Origin of the sequence: Pseudomonas sp. WS 5051, assembly GCF_012985715.1 — a bacterium.
Classification (GTDB): domain Bacteria; phylum Pseudomonadota; class Gammaproteobacteria; order Pseudomonadales; family Pseudomonadaceae; genus Aquipseudomonas; species Aquipseudomonas bubulae.
This window is the reverse complement of record NZ_JAAQWV010000001.1, coordinates 324765-340669: the sequence shown is the minus strand read 5'-3', so window position 1 is coordinate 340669 and position 15905 is coordinate 324765. Positions and strand designations below refer to the sequence as shown.

Here is a 15905-nt window from a genome sequence, read left to right as displayed (position 1 = left end):
TTACATGCGCTCCAGGGTTTCCAGACCCAGCAGTTCCAGGCCTTGCTTGAGGGTACGGCCTGCCAGTGCCGCCAGACGCAAGCGGCTCTGTTTCTGTGCTTCGTCTTCGGCGCTCAGGATCGGGCAGTTCTCGTAAAAGCTGGAGAACAGGCCGGCCACTTCGTACAGGTAAGTACAGAGGGTATGAGGCGTGCCTTTTTCGGCCACGTTGTTCAGCACCTCGCCGAACTGCGCCAGCTTGGCAGCCAGTTCCTGTTCTTGCGGGGCATCAAGCACGATCTGGCCCTGCACTTCTTCAAAGCCCTTGCCCAGTTTGCGGAACACGCCCGCAACGCGGGTGTAGGCGTACAGCAGGTAAGGTGCGGTATTGCCTTCAAAGTTCAGCATCAAGTCGAAGTTGAAGCTGTAGTCGCTGGTGCGGTGCTTGGACAGGTCGGCGTATTTCACCGCGCCAATGCCGACAACTTTGGCGATGGCACGCAGTTCGTCTTCAGGCAACTCCGGGTTTTTCTCTTTAACCAACGTGTAGGCACGTTCTTTGGCTTCGTTGAGCAGGTCAATGAGTTTAACCGTACCGCCATCACGGGTCTTGAATGGACGGCCATCGGCGCCGTTCATGGTGCCGAAGCCCATGTGTTCCATTTCCATCGGATGGGTGATGAAACCGGCCTTGCGCGCAACCGCAAACACCTGCTGGAAGTGCAGGGCCTGGCGCTGATCGACGAAGTACAGGGCGCGATCGGCTTTCAATACGCCGCTGCGATAGCGGATGGCTGCCAAGTCAGTGGTGGCGTATAGATAGCCGCCGTCAGCTTTGACGATGATGACGGGCAGCGGTTCGCCTTCGGCATTCTTGAACTCGTCGAGGAACACGCACTGGGCGCCGTTGCTCTCGACCAGCATGCCCTTGGCCTTGAGGTCGTTGACCACGTTGATCAGGTCGTCGTTGTAGGCGCTTTCGCCCATTACGTCAGCCATGGTCAGTTTAACGTTCAACTGCTCGTAGATTTTCTGGCAGTGCGACAGTGAGATGTCTTTGAACTTGGTCCACAGTGCCAGGCAGTCCGGGTCACCGGCTTGCAGCTTGACCACCAGGCTACGGGCACGGTCGGCGAACTCCGGGGACTCGTCAAAGCGTTTTTTCGCGGCGCGGTAGAAGTTTTCCAGATCGGACAGCTCGTCGCTGGTGATCGGGTTTTCTTCCAGATAGGCCATCAGCATGCCGAACTGGGTGCCCCAGTCGCCTACGTGGTTTTGGCGAATCACCTCGTCGCCGAGGAATTCCAGTACACGGGCCACGCCATCGCCAATGATGGTGGAGCGCAAGTGGCCCACATGCATCTCTTTGGCCAGGTTGGGCGCGGACATGTCGATCACGGTACGCATGGCCGGGGTGGCCTTGCGTACACCGATTTTCTCGTCAGCCAGGGCCGCGTCGAGGCGCGAAGCCAGGGCCTGGGTGTTCTGGAAGAAATTCAGGAAGCCAGGGCCGGCGATTTCGGTTTTGCTGATCTGCTCATCGGCGGGCAGTGCCGCGATGATTTTTTCAGCCAGATCACGGGGTTTCATACCCGCAGGCTTGGCCAGCATCATGGCGATGTTGCTGGCGAAGTCGCCGTGGGTTTTGTCACGGGCGTTTTCCACCTGAATCGCTGGCGTCAGGCCTTCAGGCAACACACCTTCTGTGACGAGTTGAGCTAGGGCTTGTTGAATAAGCTGGCGAATGGTGTCTTTCATGGTCTTCTCTTTCGACCGCAAGCGCGGTAGCGCTTCAGTGCGCAGGTGGAAAAACTGGGTATTATCCGTTGCAAGGTCGGCCTTGCCAACCTTAGCAGGCGGGTTATGGATCTGCAGTGTTCGGTTATTACTTCAAAACGGTGGGCGCGAGCTTGCTCGCGATGGCATCGCTGCGGTTTTCAAGTTGTACCGCGTCGTCTGCATCGCGAGCAAGCCCGCTCCCACGGGGGCATGAGGTGACTCAATAAAGGTCTACCGGGTCCACGTCCAGCGACCAGCGCACCTGACGACCGCTGGGCATTTGCTCAAGGACCAGCAGCCATTGGCTCAGTAAACGATGCAGCGGTGCACGGGCATTGGCCTGTAATAGTAGTTGAGCACGGTAGCGTCCGGCCCTGCGCTCCATTGGCGCAGGCACGGGGCCGAGCAACTCGATACCCCCCAGGTTCAGCTCACCCAGCAGGCGCTCAGCCTCGCTGCAGGCTTCATCCAGAAAACCTTCGGCTTGTCCCGGTTTGTGGGCTTCTGCGCGCAGCAGCGCCAGATGGGCGAAAGGCGGCAGCCCTGCCGCCCGGCGTTCGCTCAGGGCCTGTTCGGCGAAGGCGAAGTAACCCTGCTCGGTCAGTTGGATCAGCAGCGGGTGGTCGGCCAGATGGGTCTGGATAATCACCTTGCCCGGCTCTTCAGCCCGGCCGGCCCGGCCCGCGACCTGAACGATCAGCTGGGCCATGCGCTCGCTGGCGCGGAAGTCGCCGGAGAACAGGCCGCCATCGGCATCCAGGATCGATACCAGCGTCACCCGGGGGAAGTGATGGCCTTTGGCGAGCATTTGTGTGCCGATCAGTATGCACGGCTGGCCCTTCTGGATCGTGGCAAACAGTTGGTTCATCGCGTCCTTGCGCGAGGTACTGTCTCGATCTACCCGCAGTACCGGGTAGTCGGGGAACAAAATCCCCAGCCGCTCTTCGGCGCGCTCAGTCCCGGCACCTACTGGCCGCAGGTCGACTTTGCCGCATTGCGGGCAGTTGCGCGGAACGCGCTCGACGTAGCCGCAGTGATGGCAGCGTAGCTCGCCAGAGCGCTGATGAACGGTCATGCGCGCATCGCAGCGCTGGCATTCAGACATCCAGCCACAGTCATGGCACAGCAATGTCGGCGCGAAGCCTCGACGGTTCAAAAACACCAGTACTTGCTGGCCTGCCGCGAGGGTCTGGCCGATGGCCTGTTGCATCGGCCCGGAAATGCCGCTGTCCAGGGGACGGCTTTTCACATCCAGGCGCAGGAAACGAGGCTGTTTGGCCCCGCCAGCACGCTCGTTCAGGCGCAGCAAGCCGTAACGGCCGGTGTAGGCGTTGTGCAGGCTTTCCAGTGATGGCGTTGCGGAGCCGAGTACGATGGGGATGTTTTCCTGCCGGGCACGCACCAGTGCCAGGTCGCGGGCGTGGTAGCGCAAACCTTCCTGCTGTTTATAAGAGCCGTCGTGCTCTTCGTCGATAATGATCAGCCCCGGGTTTTTCATCGGGGTGAACAGCGCTGAACGCGTGCCAATAATAATGTCGGCTTCGCCATCACGGGCTGCCAGCCAGCTTTCCAGGCGCTCGCGGTCATTGACCGCAGAATGCACCAGCGCAATACGGGCATTGAAGCGTTGTTCGAAGCGGGCCAGGGTTTGCGGACCCAGGTTGATTTCCGGGATCAGCACCAGCGCCTGCTTGCCGGCCTGGAGGGTTTCACGGATCAATTGCAAATACACTTCGGTCTTGCCGCTGCCAGTGACCCCGGCCAGCAGGAAGGCATGGAAGTGGTCGAAACCTGCGCGAATCGCTTCGTAGGCAGCGCGTTGCTCGTCGTTGAGCGGCAACTCGGGCTGAGCCAGCCAATGTTCATGGCGCTCACTGGGTGCATGGCGGCGAATCTCGACAGTGACCAGCTCCTTGGCCAGCAGCAGGTCGAGGCTGTCCTTGCTCAGCATCAACTTGCTTAACAGTTGATGCGCCACGCCGTGGGGGTGCTGGGCGAGGGTGGCCAGTGCTTCACGCTGGCGTGGAGCGCGGGCAACACGGGGGTCGTCAAGCCGGGCGCCCGGGGCAATCTGCCAGAATCGTTCCTGGCGCGTTTCGGCCAGCTCACCCTGGCGCAGCAATACTGGCAACGCCCAGCTCAGGGTGTCGCCCAGGCTGTGCTGGTAGTACTGCGACGTCCACAGGCACAGCTTGAATAAAGAGGCGGGCAGCGGCGGCGTGGCGTCGAGCAGGGCGATGGCGGGCTTGAGCTTTTCGGCTGGTACTTCGCTGTGGTCGACCACCTCGACCAGTATGCCAATCATCTCCCGTCGTCCGAACGGTACCCGCAGGCGCATGCCGGGCTGTAATTGACTGCGCAGCACGCCAGCAGGCGCCCGGTAATCAAACAGGCGGCGCAAGGGGGAAGGCAGGGCAAGGCGCAAAATGGCGTCGGGCACGCGGGGCTCTCAAGTGATGAACGGCAAAGATGGCCCGGAGCCTAGCAGACAACGCCGCGCGGGACTAAAAGGCAGGTCAATGAACTGTGAAACTTGCAGGCGGATCATGCTTTGCCGCTTGCGTCAATGCAAAGGTCTGGTATTATCGGCGCCCTAATTTTACGTGCGGTATTCAACAATGGTGTTGAGTGGCGGCACGCTAGAGGAATACCCCATGAAAGCCGATATCCATCCAGCGTACGAAACAATCCTGGTAACTTGCAGCTGCGGCAACAAGTTCGAAACTCGTTCGAACCTGTGCAAGCCACTGGGCACCGACGTATGCAACGAGTGCCACCCGTTCTACACCGGTAAGCAGAAAACTCTGGACGTTGGCGGTCGTGTTGATCGCTTCAAAACTCGTTTCGGTGCTTTCGGCGCTACGAAAAAAGCCGCCGAGTAAGGCGCATGACCATGGGCAGGCTTTTGGGTCTGGCCAGGTTATTGAAAAAGGCGTCCCTTGCGGGCGCCTTTTTTGTGCCTGCGATTTGGCTGGCCAGTGTTTCGGCCGCGCCGCTGTGCCCGGCGCCAGGGGCTGTGGCCTACGCCACGGTGGAGCGAGTGACCGATGGCGACACCCTGCGTCTCAAGGATGGCCGCAGCGTGCGCATGATCGGCCTCAATGCCCCGGAGACGGGCAAAAAAGGCCGGCCCGCCGAGCCCTTTGCCGAGGCGGCGCGCAAGCGCCTGCAAACGCTGGTGGCGCAAAGCGATGGCCGTGTCGGGTTGCTGGCAGGTAAACAGGCCCGGGATCGTTATGGTCGCACCCTGGCCCATGTATTTGGTGCCGATGGCAGCAACCTTGAAGCCCGATTGCTGGCTGACGGCCTGGGATTTCAGGTGGCTATCGCGCCGAATGTGGCGCTGCTTGACTGTCAGCAAGCCGCCGAGCGCAGTGCGCGCAAGGCTCGTCTGGGCCTTTGGCGGCAGTCGCCGGTGCTGGCGCCGCAACAAATCCGTCGCTCGGGTTTCGCCCTGGTGAGTGGCACGGTCAGTCAGGTCCGGCGCAATCAGGGCGGGCTCTGGATCGACCTGCAAGGCGGCCTGGTGTTGAACATTGCGCTCAGGCAATTGCCCACTTTCGATCAAAAGCAACTGGCCAGGTTGCAAGGTGCGCAAGTCGAGGCCAGAGGTTGGGTTCTGGATCGTTCGCAGCGTGCAGGCGTGAAGGCCGGGCAGGCACGCTGGATGTTGCCTTTAACTCATCCGGGAATGCTTAAAGTCATTGCCCGCTAAAAATTGTAGACAATTTTAAATACAGATTGTGGACACTCCAGCCCTTATGGGGCGCGGCTCTTGGGCCAAAGTCGTAAGGTAAAGGCCTTGACACTGCTGACTGGTCAGTCTTGTCGGGACTTTGCGACACGCGTATGCTCGGCGATTCGTCTGTCCAACAGCAAAAAAAGCGGAATGCCCACATGTCTGATTTGAAAACTGCCGCTCTCGAATACCATGCCCAGCCACGTCCAGGCAAACTGAGTGTCGAGCTTACCAAACCTACCGCTACTGCTCGCGATCTAGCGCTGGCATACAGCCCGGGTGTAGCCGAACCAGTGCGCGAAATCGCCCGCGACCCTGAACTGGCCTACAAGTACACCGGCAAGGGCAACCTGGTAGCCGTGATCTCTGATGGCACCGCTATCCTGGGCCTGGGTAATCTCGGCCCATTGGCCTCCAAACCTGTTATGGAAGGCAAAGGCGTGTTGTTCAAGCGCTTTGCCGGTATCGATGTTTTCGACATCGAAGTTGATTCCGAGAGCCCACAGGCTTTCATCGACACCGTAAAACGCATCTCCATTACCTTCGGCGGCATCAACCTCGAAGACATCAAGGCACCTGAGTGCTTTGAGATCGAACGTGCTCTGATCGAGCAGTGCGATATCCCTGTATTCCATGATGACCAGCACGGCACCGCTATCGTGACCGCGGCCGGCATGATCAACGCCCTGGAAATCGCTGGCAAAACCCTGGCGCAAGCCAAGATCGTTTGCCTGGGCGCCGGTGCTGCTGCCATCTCCTGCATGAAATTGCTGGTGAGCATGGGCGCAACCATCGAAAACATCTACATGATCGACCGTACCGGTGTGATCCACTCCGGCCGTGACGACCTGAACCAGTACAAGTCGGCATTCGCCCATGCTACCGAGAAGCGCACCCTGGCTGATGCCATGGACGGCGCAGACGTGTTCGTTGGCCTGTCGGGTCCGAACCTGCTGAGCGCTGAAGACTTGCTGCGCATGGCGCCTAACCCGATCGTGTTCGCGTGCTCGAACCCGGATCCGGAAATCTCCCCGGAGCTGGCTCACGCCACCCGTAACGACGTGATCATGGCCACTGGCCGTTCGGACTACCCGAACCAGGTCAACAACGTGCTGGGCTTCCCTTTCATCTTCCGTGGTGCCCTGGACGTTCGCGCCAAGCGCATCAACGAAGAAATGAAAATAGCTGCAGCCAACGCATTGCGTGAACTGGCCAAACTGCCAGTGCCACAAGAAGTGTGTGACGCTTACGGCGGTATCAAGCTGGAATTCGGGCGTGAATACATCATCCCGAAACCAATGGATGCACGCCTGATCACTCTGATCTCCGATGCAGTGGCCAAGGCTGCCATCGAGACCGGTGTTGCAACCCTGCCATACCCGAAAAACTACCCGCTCAAAAGCGTGGATGACGTCTTCAACGGCTAAGGCTGTGTAGCGTCATAAAAAAGCCCCGGCGCTGTAAAGCGTCGGGGCTTTTTTGTTTTCTGCGAAACGGGCACGAAAGGATCTGCAAAATAAGCCTAACCCTTCTACAAAATAGGAATTGTCTTACATTAATTTTTTCGAGCCTCCGTTAATTTCATTCCTTTGTTCCGAGGGGAGCCTGTTCTGAATTCTAAAGAATTCTGAAGTGTGCCCTCTGTTTTATAGGACGTTTTATAGGAATCACGGATGTTCACTCGCCTTCGTCAAAGCCGTTACAGTCAGACCCGCTTTCAACTGATTGACGACCAGGGGGTGAGTACCGCCTATGCAGGGCTGGCCTTTGAGCTGGTTGATCAGCGGGGTAGACGGCACGGCGGTCGTCTGGATGCCTCGGGGGTTGGCAGGGTGCGCAAGGGCGTTGAAGGGCCATTTGCGCTTATGTTCAGGCAGTTGCATGACGCCAGCAATGGCCTGTATTCGCGGTTGATGGGTCGAACGCATTACCCTCTCAAGATCACCGAGCTTCAGGTCAGGGCGGAGCGCACCCGCTTCCTCGACAGGAGCGGTGCGCGCCCGCAGAGCAAGCCGCCATGCATTGATCCCGACAGTGACTATTACCAGATTGAAGTGCGGCATCTGGTCGAGCATGTTTCTCATTTGCCGCCTGAGGCCGGGAGCCTGTTCCCGGTCGAGCGTGGCCCGCTCGGTGTGCATATTGCAGAGGGACGTCATACGGTGCTGCAGGTGCGTCCCTTGCGGGCCTTGTGCCCGCTGCTGTCCACGGACCCGCAGTTTTGTGCGCTCAATCTCTATCAATTGGCGTTGATGGCCACCCTGGGCAACTGCTCATTTGCTGGGCCGGCCCGCATGTCGCGTGTGCAAGATCCCTTTGGGGAGGCAAGCATGATGGGCTGGCGGGCCAGCCCGGAACATGCAAAGTCCTATTACCCTTTATATGAAGATGTGCCGTATTCGGCGCGTTTGGAAATTGTGCCTTTCGACCCCGTGCTGTACCCGGCCAATGACCCGCTTTGCGGAATGGCTCAGGAAACTCCGTCTTCAGTGCATTATCGCGGAGATATCCGTTTTGGGGCTCAAGGCGCAGGTGCACAAGTTTTTGTGAGCCATAACGATAAAGTTGTCTTGGTTGCCGTTCGTAGCACCTGTACCTGGTCTGATTTGTCACAGGATGCAGAGGCCCCTCAAGTACCCTTTGAAGAGGGTGAGGGCCAGGTACATGGCGGTTTTTACGACGCCGCCAGGCAGGCTTACGAGCTTGTCGACAGGTACATGGACAAGTTCCACTGGGGGCAAGCCGTACTGATTTGCGGACACAGCCAGGGCGGGGCTATCGGTTTGATCCTTGCCCAAATGTTGATCCAGCTGAGGGCCTGTGAGGTGCAGCTCTACACGTACGGAGCCCCTCGCGCAGCGGACGCAACCTTTGTTCGCGCGGCACAGGGGCTGGTGCATCAACGCATGGTTAACCATAACGATCCTGTCCCCGGGGTGCCCGGCAGCTGGATGAGCCGCCCATTGTCGGCCTGTTGTGCAGGCACGGTACTCAGTTTCGTGAATGTACCCGCAGGTTTTGGCGTGTTTGTGGCGGGCCTGAGCCGTTTGCTCGCAGAGCCTTATCAGCATCACGGAACCTTGCGCCACTTTATGCCGCTGGAGTTTGCTCAGGAGATGAGGTCGCATGTCCTGTGGGATCCGCTTAGCAAGACGATCACCCAGCATGCCGTCAGCCATGCGGTACTTGAGCAAAACAGTGCAGCACCCGAATCAGAGGGGGGGCTCAAGCCACGGGTCGATGCAGGCCAGCCGTTTATGATCGACAGTTATATTCCCAGTTGCTGGGCGGTTTTGCGCCGCAGCCAGCAAGCGCTGCAGGCCCGGTGTTCACTGGTGACCGAGCGTGAGGTGTTGTTCGTGGATCAGGCGCTTGAACACGTCGCGCAGCAACTGCGGGTTAAGTACCGTGAGGTAATGACCTGTGCGGGCGGTACGTTTGAAGAGCAGGTAGAAGCCATGAACCTGCTCATGCGCGAAATGAGCAATGTCCATAAAACCCGCAAGCGCTTGTACCTGCTGAGGTTTCGGGTGCCGACCCGGGCAGATGTGTATGGGCAGTATGCGCAACAGCCCGGTGTGCTGGCTGAAAGTCTGGAGCGCTGGGAGTCTCACAGCGAGAGCACGCGTATCGATCAACTGGCGATGGCGCCGATCGATGAGCTGTTTGCAGGGGGTGTGCCTGTGGATCACCTGCTTGCTTGAGCCTGCCAGGCTGCACGTTGCAAGCGCCCAGGCGCTCTGCAACGTGCAGCCCTGTTGATCAGAACAGGTCTATTGGGGCGCCGTCATCTGCCGGCAGCGGGCTGCCCGGTGCCACGTTGTTGCCCAGTTCGCTGTTGGTGGGCGGTGTGTCTTCGCTCTTGAACAGTTCAAAGTAGGCGCCAGGCGTGCCTGGAGACGCGATACGGCCGCTGGACGGATCAATCCGCAAGCTGAGGATGCCTTCGGGTTCTGGCTGCGTATGCGCAGGCTTGTCTTTGAGCGCGCCCCCCATGTACGTCATCCAGATCGGCAGCGCGACGGTGCCGCCGTATTCGCGACGGCCCAGGCTTTCGGGCTGATCGAAACCGGTCCAAACAGTGGTCACATAGTCGGCGTTGTATCCTGAGAACCACGCATCCTTGGACTCGTTGGTCGTACCGGTTTTACCTGCCAGATCGGTGCGGCCCAGCGCCAGGGCGCGGCGGCCGGTGCCGAGCTTGATCACGTCCTGCAGCATGCTGGTGAGGATGTACGTGGTGCGCCCGTCGACAATCCGCTCGGCTACTGCTTGCGTCTCGACAGTGGGCAGGCCCGGTGCGGCATTGATGGTGTCAACGGTCAGCGCTGCGGCTTCAGGCGGCACATCCTTGCTGTCGGCTTTAGGCACGCTTGGCGGGTTGGCCACGAACAGGGTCTCGCCATTGCGGCTTTCGATTTTGTCGATCAGATACGGCGTGATCTTGTAGCCGCCGTTGGCGAATGTACTCCAGCCGGTGGCAATCTCCATTGGCGTCAGGGTGGCAGTACCCAGGGCCAGCGACAGGTTGCGCGGCAAGTCCTGTTTGTTGAAACCGAACTTGCTGATGTAGTCGACGGTGCGGTCTACACCCAGGCTTTGCAGCAAGCGGATGGAGACCAGGTTGCGCGACTTGTACAGTGCTTCACGCACGCGGATCGGGCCGAGGAAGGTGTTGGTGTCGTTCTTCGGGCGCCAGACCTTGTCCAGATATTCATCGACAAACACGATGGGTGCGTCGTTGACCAGGGTGGCGGCGGTGTAGCCATTATCCAGTGCGGCGCTGTAGATGAACGGTTTGAAACTGGAGCCCGGTTGGCGCTTGGCCTGCATCGCCCGGTTGTAGTTGCTTTGCTCAAAGGCGAAACCGCCCACCAGCGCGCGAATGGCGCCGTTGTCCGGATCCAGGGATACCAGTGCGCCTTGCACGGTGGGCACCTGGCTGAATTTGTAGCTGCCGTCGGTCTGCGGTTGTACGCGAATCAGATCACCGACCTGGGCGACATCCGAAGGCTGTTTGGGCATCGGCCCCATGCTGTTGGTGTTGAGGAACTTGCGTGCCCATTTCATGGTGTTCCAGGCGACGTGCGCCTCACCGGTGCGAGTCAGTACTTGAATGCCGTCCTTGTCGACCTGGGTCACGATGGCCGGTTCAAGACCGCTGATCGGGCGCTGCTTGGCCAGTTCCTGAGTCCATACGGCCAGGGTCTTGCCCGGCAGGCGTGACTCGGGGCCACGGTAGCCGTGACGCTGGTCGTAGGCAATCAGGCCTTCATGAACGGCGGTGTTGGCCAGTTCCTGAAGGTCACTCGGCACCGTGGTAGTCACACGGAAGCCTTCGGTGTACGCCTCGCTGCCATAACGGCCGACCATTTCGGCACGGGCCATTTCGGCGATGTAGGGGGCGCTCACTTCCGGCGTTGGCACGTGATAGCTGGCGTTGACCGGCTCGGCGATCGCCGCTTGATAGCTGGCCTGATCGATTTTACCCAGCTTGTACATACGCCCCAGGATCCAGTCGCGGCGCTCTTTGCTGCGCACCGGGTTGGCCAGCGGGTTAAACCGTGAAGGGGCTTTGGGCAGGCCGGCGATCATCGCCATCTGCGCCAGGCTCAGGTCGCGGATCGATTTGCCGTAGTAAACCTGAGCTGCGGATTCGATACCGTAAGCGCGGTTGCCCAGGTAAATCTTGTTCACGTACAGCTCAAGGATCTCGTCCTTGGTCAGCTCGCGTTCAATTTCGAGAGCCAGCAGGATTTCGTTGGTCTTGCGCGAAAAGCTTCGCTCGCTGGAGAGGAAATAGTTCTTCGCCACCTGCATGGTGATGGTGCTGCCACCTGATTGTATGTGTCCGCTTTTTACCAACTGGGTAGCGGCACGCATCAGGCTGCTGGGGTCGACCCCGTAATGATTGGCGAAATTGTCATCTTCTGCAGAAAGCAGGGCATTGATGAAATTGGGCGGAATGTCGGCGAACTTGATCGGTGAGCGGCGCATTTCGCCAAACTCTGCGATCAACTTTCCGTCGCTGGTGTAGACCCGCAAAGGAATCTGCAACTGGATGCTTCTCAACGACTCTACAGACGGCAAGCCAGGACTAAGATAGAGAAACGCGCCGCTCAACACGAGCAACAGCCCGCAGAACACGGCAACGAAAGACCACCCGAAAAACTTCAGCAGACGAATCAAGGCTTTTGGATTTCCAGATCAAGAAATGGGTTTGCACGTCAGGGTAGTGCGCAGTTGCGCCGGGTCGACGATACGGAAAAAACGCCCGGCATTATAAGCATTTTTCGCTCATGAACGTCATGAGCCGCATGTCAGAACAGGTTTTGAACGGATCTCATTTTTTACCCTCCGTAAGTTACGGATTGCATTAGGGAAAACAAAGGTGCCCGGATTATTTCCTCAAACACGTCAGCGCTGTGTCGGCGTACAAATCGGCCAGCAGTCGATCAAGCTCGTCGAGCTGAGCCGTTCACAGGGCCGGTTCAAGCTACAGTCCTATGCCATGGAACCCCTGCCAGCCGGGCTTGTGAATGATCAGACCGGCGCAGAGGCCAAAAGTGTCGTCCAAGTGCTTCTCAGGGCGCTGGAAAAGGCCCAGGTAATCGCCAGGGACGCCATTATCGCGATGCCCGATGGTCAGGTTATCTGCAAAAGCCTGGAGGTGGAGGCAGGCTTGAGCGAAGTCGAGCTTGAGCTTCATGTGCGGTTTGAGGCTGAGCAGTACATACCTTATGCACTGGATGACATGGCACTGGATTTTGAGCTCCAGGATCACCCGTCGAACCATACCGGGCCGGCCCGCGTGCTGATGGTGGCGTGCCGCCAGGAAGCGCTGGAGTGGCATTGTTCGGTCTTGACCGGTGCGGGATTGGTCCCGCGGGTGGTTGCCGTGCAGGCTCATGCCCTGGTGCGGGGCGTTGAGGCAATGACTGCAGGTCAGGCACTGAACGGGGCCGTGGCCGTGGTCGATTTTGCACCCCATACAATCCTGCTGAGCATCGTGCAGCAGGGTCAGGCCATTTACGTCCGGGAGCTGCTTTGCGGGCAGGCCACTGCAGGGGCGCAAGCATTCGAAACCACGATTGTCGAAGAGCTGGAGCGAGAGCTTGGGCTGTTTGCCGACTCCGGAGTTGATGGGCGGATCGGCCTGATCGTATTGACCGGTGAGGCTGCCATGGATCCGCTGCTGGCTCAGCGGGTTGAATCCCGTCTTGGCACGCCGACACGCATCGCCAACCCGTTTGCGTTGATGGACCTCGATCCCTCACTCACCCCTGAAGCCTTGCTTTGCGATGCCCCTGTGTTGTTGACTGCCTGCGGTCTGGCCTTGAGGGGGTTTGATTAATGGCGAGAATCAATTTGTTGCCCTGGCGCGCGTTGTTGCGTGAAAAGCGGCGCAAACGCTTTTTGATGGTGCTGGTGGCCCTGTCTTTGCTGGCGGTGGCCGGCCTGTTTGCTGCTGACCACTTTATCGACACCTTGGTAGAGGAGCAGATGGAGCGCAATGACCTGATCCGCAGTACCACGTTCCAGCTGGATGGGCGTGCGGAGCAGATCGACCAGTTGAAGGTGCGCCGGGAGCAATTGCTTGAACGCATGCAAACCATAGGCATGTTGCAGAGCAGCCGGTCGAGCAGCGGGATCATTTTGGAACAATTGGCGCGCAGCTTGCCGGAAGGTGTGCATTTCACCGACGTGAAAATGACCGAGGGCACCATTGTCATCACGGGGATTGCCCAGTCCAACAACCTTGTCGCCCAGCTGATGCGAAATCTCGATGCTTCGCACTGGCTGGATACGCCGCAACTCAATGACGTCAAGGCAGACCCTGCCCAGGCAGGCGGGCAGGAGCGCCTGTTTCAGATGACGGTGCGTGAGGCCCGACATACCCCTTCCGGGGGGGCATTGTGATACCTGCGCACTGGCTCGTTAGCCTGCGCAATTTCGACCTGCGCGAACTGGCCCCGGGTAACATGGGCGCCTGGTCGCCAGCCCGCAAAACAACCGTGGCTCTGGTGTGGCTGGGCCTGGTGCTGGTGTCGGGTCATGCGCTGCTGCTTCAACTGCCTTCTTCCCGGCTGCAACAGTTGCACGAGACTCAAACCACGCTGAAGGCGGAGTTTGAATCCAGGGTCGCACAGGTTGCCAATCTGGATGCTTATGTGATGCAAGTTCACAGGCTGGAAGCCGGGTTCAGTGCGTTGCTCAAACAACTCCCCGCTCAGGCACAAGTGCCCGAATTGCTGGATGAGATTTCGCGGTTGGGTCTGAGCAATGGTCTGCTGGTCGAGCACATTCAGTGGCTCCCTGAAGTCCTGCAAACGTTCTATGCCGAACTGCCACTACAGATGACCCTCGTCGGGGGCTATCACGAACTTGGCCTCTTCGTCAGCGCCATGGCCAGCCTGCCGCGCATTGTCACCTTGCATGACCTCAGCCTTGCGCCGAGCAACGGTACCAGTGACGGTCAACTGCGCATGACGCTGCTGGCAAAGGCCTACCGAACCACGATCAAGGACTGATCCCATGGGTGTTTGTTTGCGAGTGTTTGGCGCCGGATTGCTGGCAAGCCTGGCAGGGTGTGACAGCCCGCAGACTACCGCAGACCTGCACAGTTATTTACAGGCTACGCAGGGGCATGCGAGCAACGCCATTGAGCCGCTCCCCGTGATCAGTGTCGGGCCTGTGTTTGCCTATGGATCGATGGGTTTGCGCAATCCTTTTCAGGCTATAGGGGGGGGAGGGGACGGCAGTTGGCAGGTCAGCCTTGCCGGCGATGAACTTGACGCGGACCGGCCCCGGCAGTTTCTGGAAGGCTTTGATCTGGAGCAGTTCGAGATGGTTGGCATGCTGTCCAGTGAATCGCAGGCAAATGCCTTGCTGCGGGCCAATGGTGTTATTCATCGCTTGAAAGTGGGGGATTACCTGGGGCGCAACAATGGCCAGATTGCTTCGATCCAGGCGCACCAGATTGAAGTATTTGAACTGATTTCCGATGGTCGGGGCGGTTGGTTGGAAAGGTCCCTGACGATTCCTTTAAATCAACAGTCTTAACGGATAAACACCATGAAAAGGATTTCACCGGTCTGCGTACTGGCGCTATGGAGTGCGCTGAATTCGCAGTCAATGCTGGCGGCTGGGCAGGCCGCACCATCATCCGTCAAGCGCTCGCAGTATGTGGGCGAGCCCATGTCCCTGAGCGTGCAGAATCTTGATGTACGCACGGTACTGCAATCGCTGGCGGATTTTACCGGGTTCAACCTGATGGTCAGCGACACCGTAAAGGGCAGCATAACCCTCAGCTTGCAGGATGTGCCTTGGGATCAGGCGCTGGAGCTGGTGCTTGAGAGCAAGGGGTTGGGCAAGCGTCTTGAAGGTAATGTGTTGTTGATCGCGCCCCTGGAAGAGATCGCAGCCCGCGAGCGCCCTGAGCCTGCGCCTTTGCGTCGGGAGTTGGTGCAAGTCAATTACGCCAGGGCGGCAGATATCGTCATGCTGTTCCAGTCAGTGACCGGCGGGCAGCCCGGCATCGAGGGGCAGGGCACGATCACGGTGGATGAACGCACCAATACCATCATTGCTTATGAATCGAGTGAACGGCTGGAGGAGCTGCGGCGCATCGTGGCTCAACTGGACGTGCCAGTGCGTCAGGTGATGATCGAAGCCTGGATTGTCGAGGCAGGCGTGGACTTCGAAAAAAGCCTGGGTGTGCGTTGGGGGGGAGCGCTAAACAATGGTGGCCTCTGGAAAGCCGGTGGTATTACCCAGCCTGCGGCGTCCGGGGCTGCCCCGGGCAACGTTAGTGCGCCCTTTGTTGATTTGGGTGTTTCGCGAAATACCTCGGGCTTGGGCATCGCCTTCATCACCAACAATGTGTTGCTGGACCTGGAACTGACGGCCATGGAAAAAACCGGTAATGGGGAAATTATCTCGCAACCCAAAGTGGTTACTGCGGATAAGGAAACCGCCAAAATTCTTAAAGGCACCCAAATTCCTTACCAGCAGGCCAGCAAAACCGGGGCTACATCGGTTTCGTTCAAGGAAGCCTCATTGTCACTGGAGGTGACGCCGCAAATCACTCCGGACAACAGCGTCATCATGGCCGTCGTAGTGACCAAGGATGAGCCCGATTACATGAGCAGGCTGCAGGATGTACCGCCCATCAAGAAGAACGAGGTCAGGGCCAAGGTGCTGGTCAAGGACGGTGAAACCATCGTGATTGGGGGAGTGTTCTCAAAAACTCAAAGCAAAGTGGTAGATAAAGTGCCATTTTTAGGCGATCTGCCGTATGTTGGCCGACTTTTCCGTAGAGACGTTGTCCTGGAAAAAAAATCCGAACTGCTGGTGTTCCTGACTCCGCGTATCATGAACAACCAGGCGATTGCTGTGAGTCATTGAT

General features: G+C 58.7%; 12 protein-coding genes. 9 read left to right on the top strand and 3 right to left on the bottom strand.

The window, feature by feature from the left end; translation table 11 throughout:
- The gene (argS, locus tag HBN79_RS01400) at positions 1–1737 is read right to left on the bottom strand and encodes an arginine--tRNA ligase (protein WP_095000841.1); all 1737 of its coding nucleotides are present in this window, start codon (positions 1735–1737) and stop codon (positions 1–3) included.
- A gap of 241 nt (positions 1738–1978) precedes the next feature.
- Positions 1979–4198 carry a primosomal protein N' gene (locus HBN79_RS01395; protein ID WP_095000843.1) on the bottom strand — a complete coding sequence of 740 codons (2220 nt, stop codon included), beginning with the start codon at positions 4196–4198 and terminating at the stop codon, positions 1979–1981.
- A gap of 214 nt (positions 4199–4412) precedes the next feature.
- Between HBN79_RS01395 and rpmE the strand changes: the two genes are divergently transcribed.
- The 4 genes from rpmE (at position 4413) to HBN79_RS01375 (ending at position 9201) form a co-directional block, all read left to right on the top strand.
- Positions 4413–4640: a 50S ribosomal protein L31 gene (gene rpmE, locus HBN79_RS01390; RefSeq protein WP_016783180.1), complete on the top strand. Its 228-nt coding sequence runs from the start codon at positions 4413–4415 to the stop codon at positions 4638–4640.
- Positions 4641–4645: 5 nt separating this feature from the next.
- The gene (locus HBN79_RS01385; protein WP_095017728.1) at positions 4646–5473 is read left to right on the top strand and encodes a thermonuclease family protein; all 828 of its coding nucleotides are present in this window, start codon (positions 4646–4648) and stop codon (positions 5471–5473) included.
- 182 nt (positions 5474–5655) lie between these two features.
- Positions 5656–6924: a malic enzyme-like NAD(P)-binding protein gene (locus tag HBN79_RS01380; protein ID WP_095000845.1), complete on the top strand. Its 1269-nt coding sequence runs from the start codon at positions 5656–5658 to the stop codon at positions 6922–6924.
- A 246-nt stretch (positions 6925–7170) separates the two neighbouring features.
- A complete protein-coding gene (locus HBN79_RS01375; protein WP_262372161.1) occupies positions 7171–9201 on the top strand; it encodes a lipase family protein in 2031 nt (676 codons plus the stop codon).
- Positions 9202–9259: 58 nt separating this feature from the next.
- On the opposite strand, the gene HBN79_RS01370 is transcribed toward HBN79_RS01375, so the two are convergent.
- Positions 9260–11686 (bottom strand): penicillin-binding protein 1A, encoded by a 2427-nt coding sequence (locus HBN79_RS01370; RefSeq protein WP_095000846.1) that lies wholly within the window; start codon positions 11684–11686, stop codon positions 9260–9262.
- A 202-nt stretch (positions 11687–11888) separates the two neighbouring features.
- Here HBN79_RS01370 and pilM point away from each other — a divergent pair, with 202 nt between their 5' ends.
- From pilM to HBN79_RS01345, 5 genes are read left to right on the top strand one after another with little or no spacing between them, the layout of a single operon-like run.
- A complete protein-coding gene (gene pilM / locus HBN79_RS01365) occupies positions 11889–12851 on the top strand; it encodes a type IV pilus assembly protein PilM (RefSeq protein ID WP_095020159.1) in 963 nt (320 codons plus the stop codon).
- Positions 12851–13417, top strand: coding sequence for a PilN domain-containing protein (locus tag HBN79_RS01360; RefSeq protein WP_095000848.1), 567 nt, complete (start codon positions 12851–12853; stop codon positions 13415–13417). Before pilM ends, HBN79_RS01360 begins: the two co-directional genes overlap by 1 nt.
- Positions 13414–14028 (top strand): type 4a pilus biogenesis protein PilO, encoded by a 615-nt coding sequence (pilO, locus tag HBN79_RS01355; protein WP_238705550.1) that lies wholly within the window; start codon positions 13414–13416, stop codon positions 14026–14028. Before HBN79_RS01360 ends, pilO begins: the two co-directional genes overlap by 4 nt.
- A 37-nt stretch (positions 14029–14065) precedes the next feature.
- Positions 14066–14560 carry a pilus assembly protein PilP gene (locus tag HBN79_RS01350; RefSeq protein ID WP_232527659.1) on the top strand — a complete coding sequence of 165 codons (495 nt, stop codon included), beginning with the start codon at positions 14066–14068 and terminating at the stop codon, positions 14558–14560.
- 12 nt (positions 14561–14572) lie between these two features.
- A complete protein-coding gene (locus tag HBN79_RS01345) occupies positions 14573–15904 on the top strand; it encodes a type IV pilus secretin PilQ family protein (RefSeq protein WP_095000850.1) in 1332 nt (443 codons plus the stop codon).
- The last annotated feature ends 1 nt before the right edge of the window (position 15905 follow it).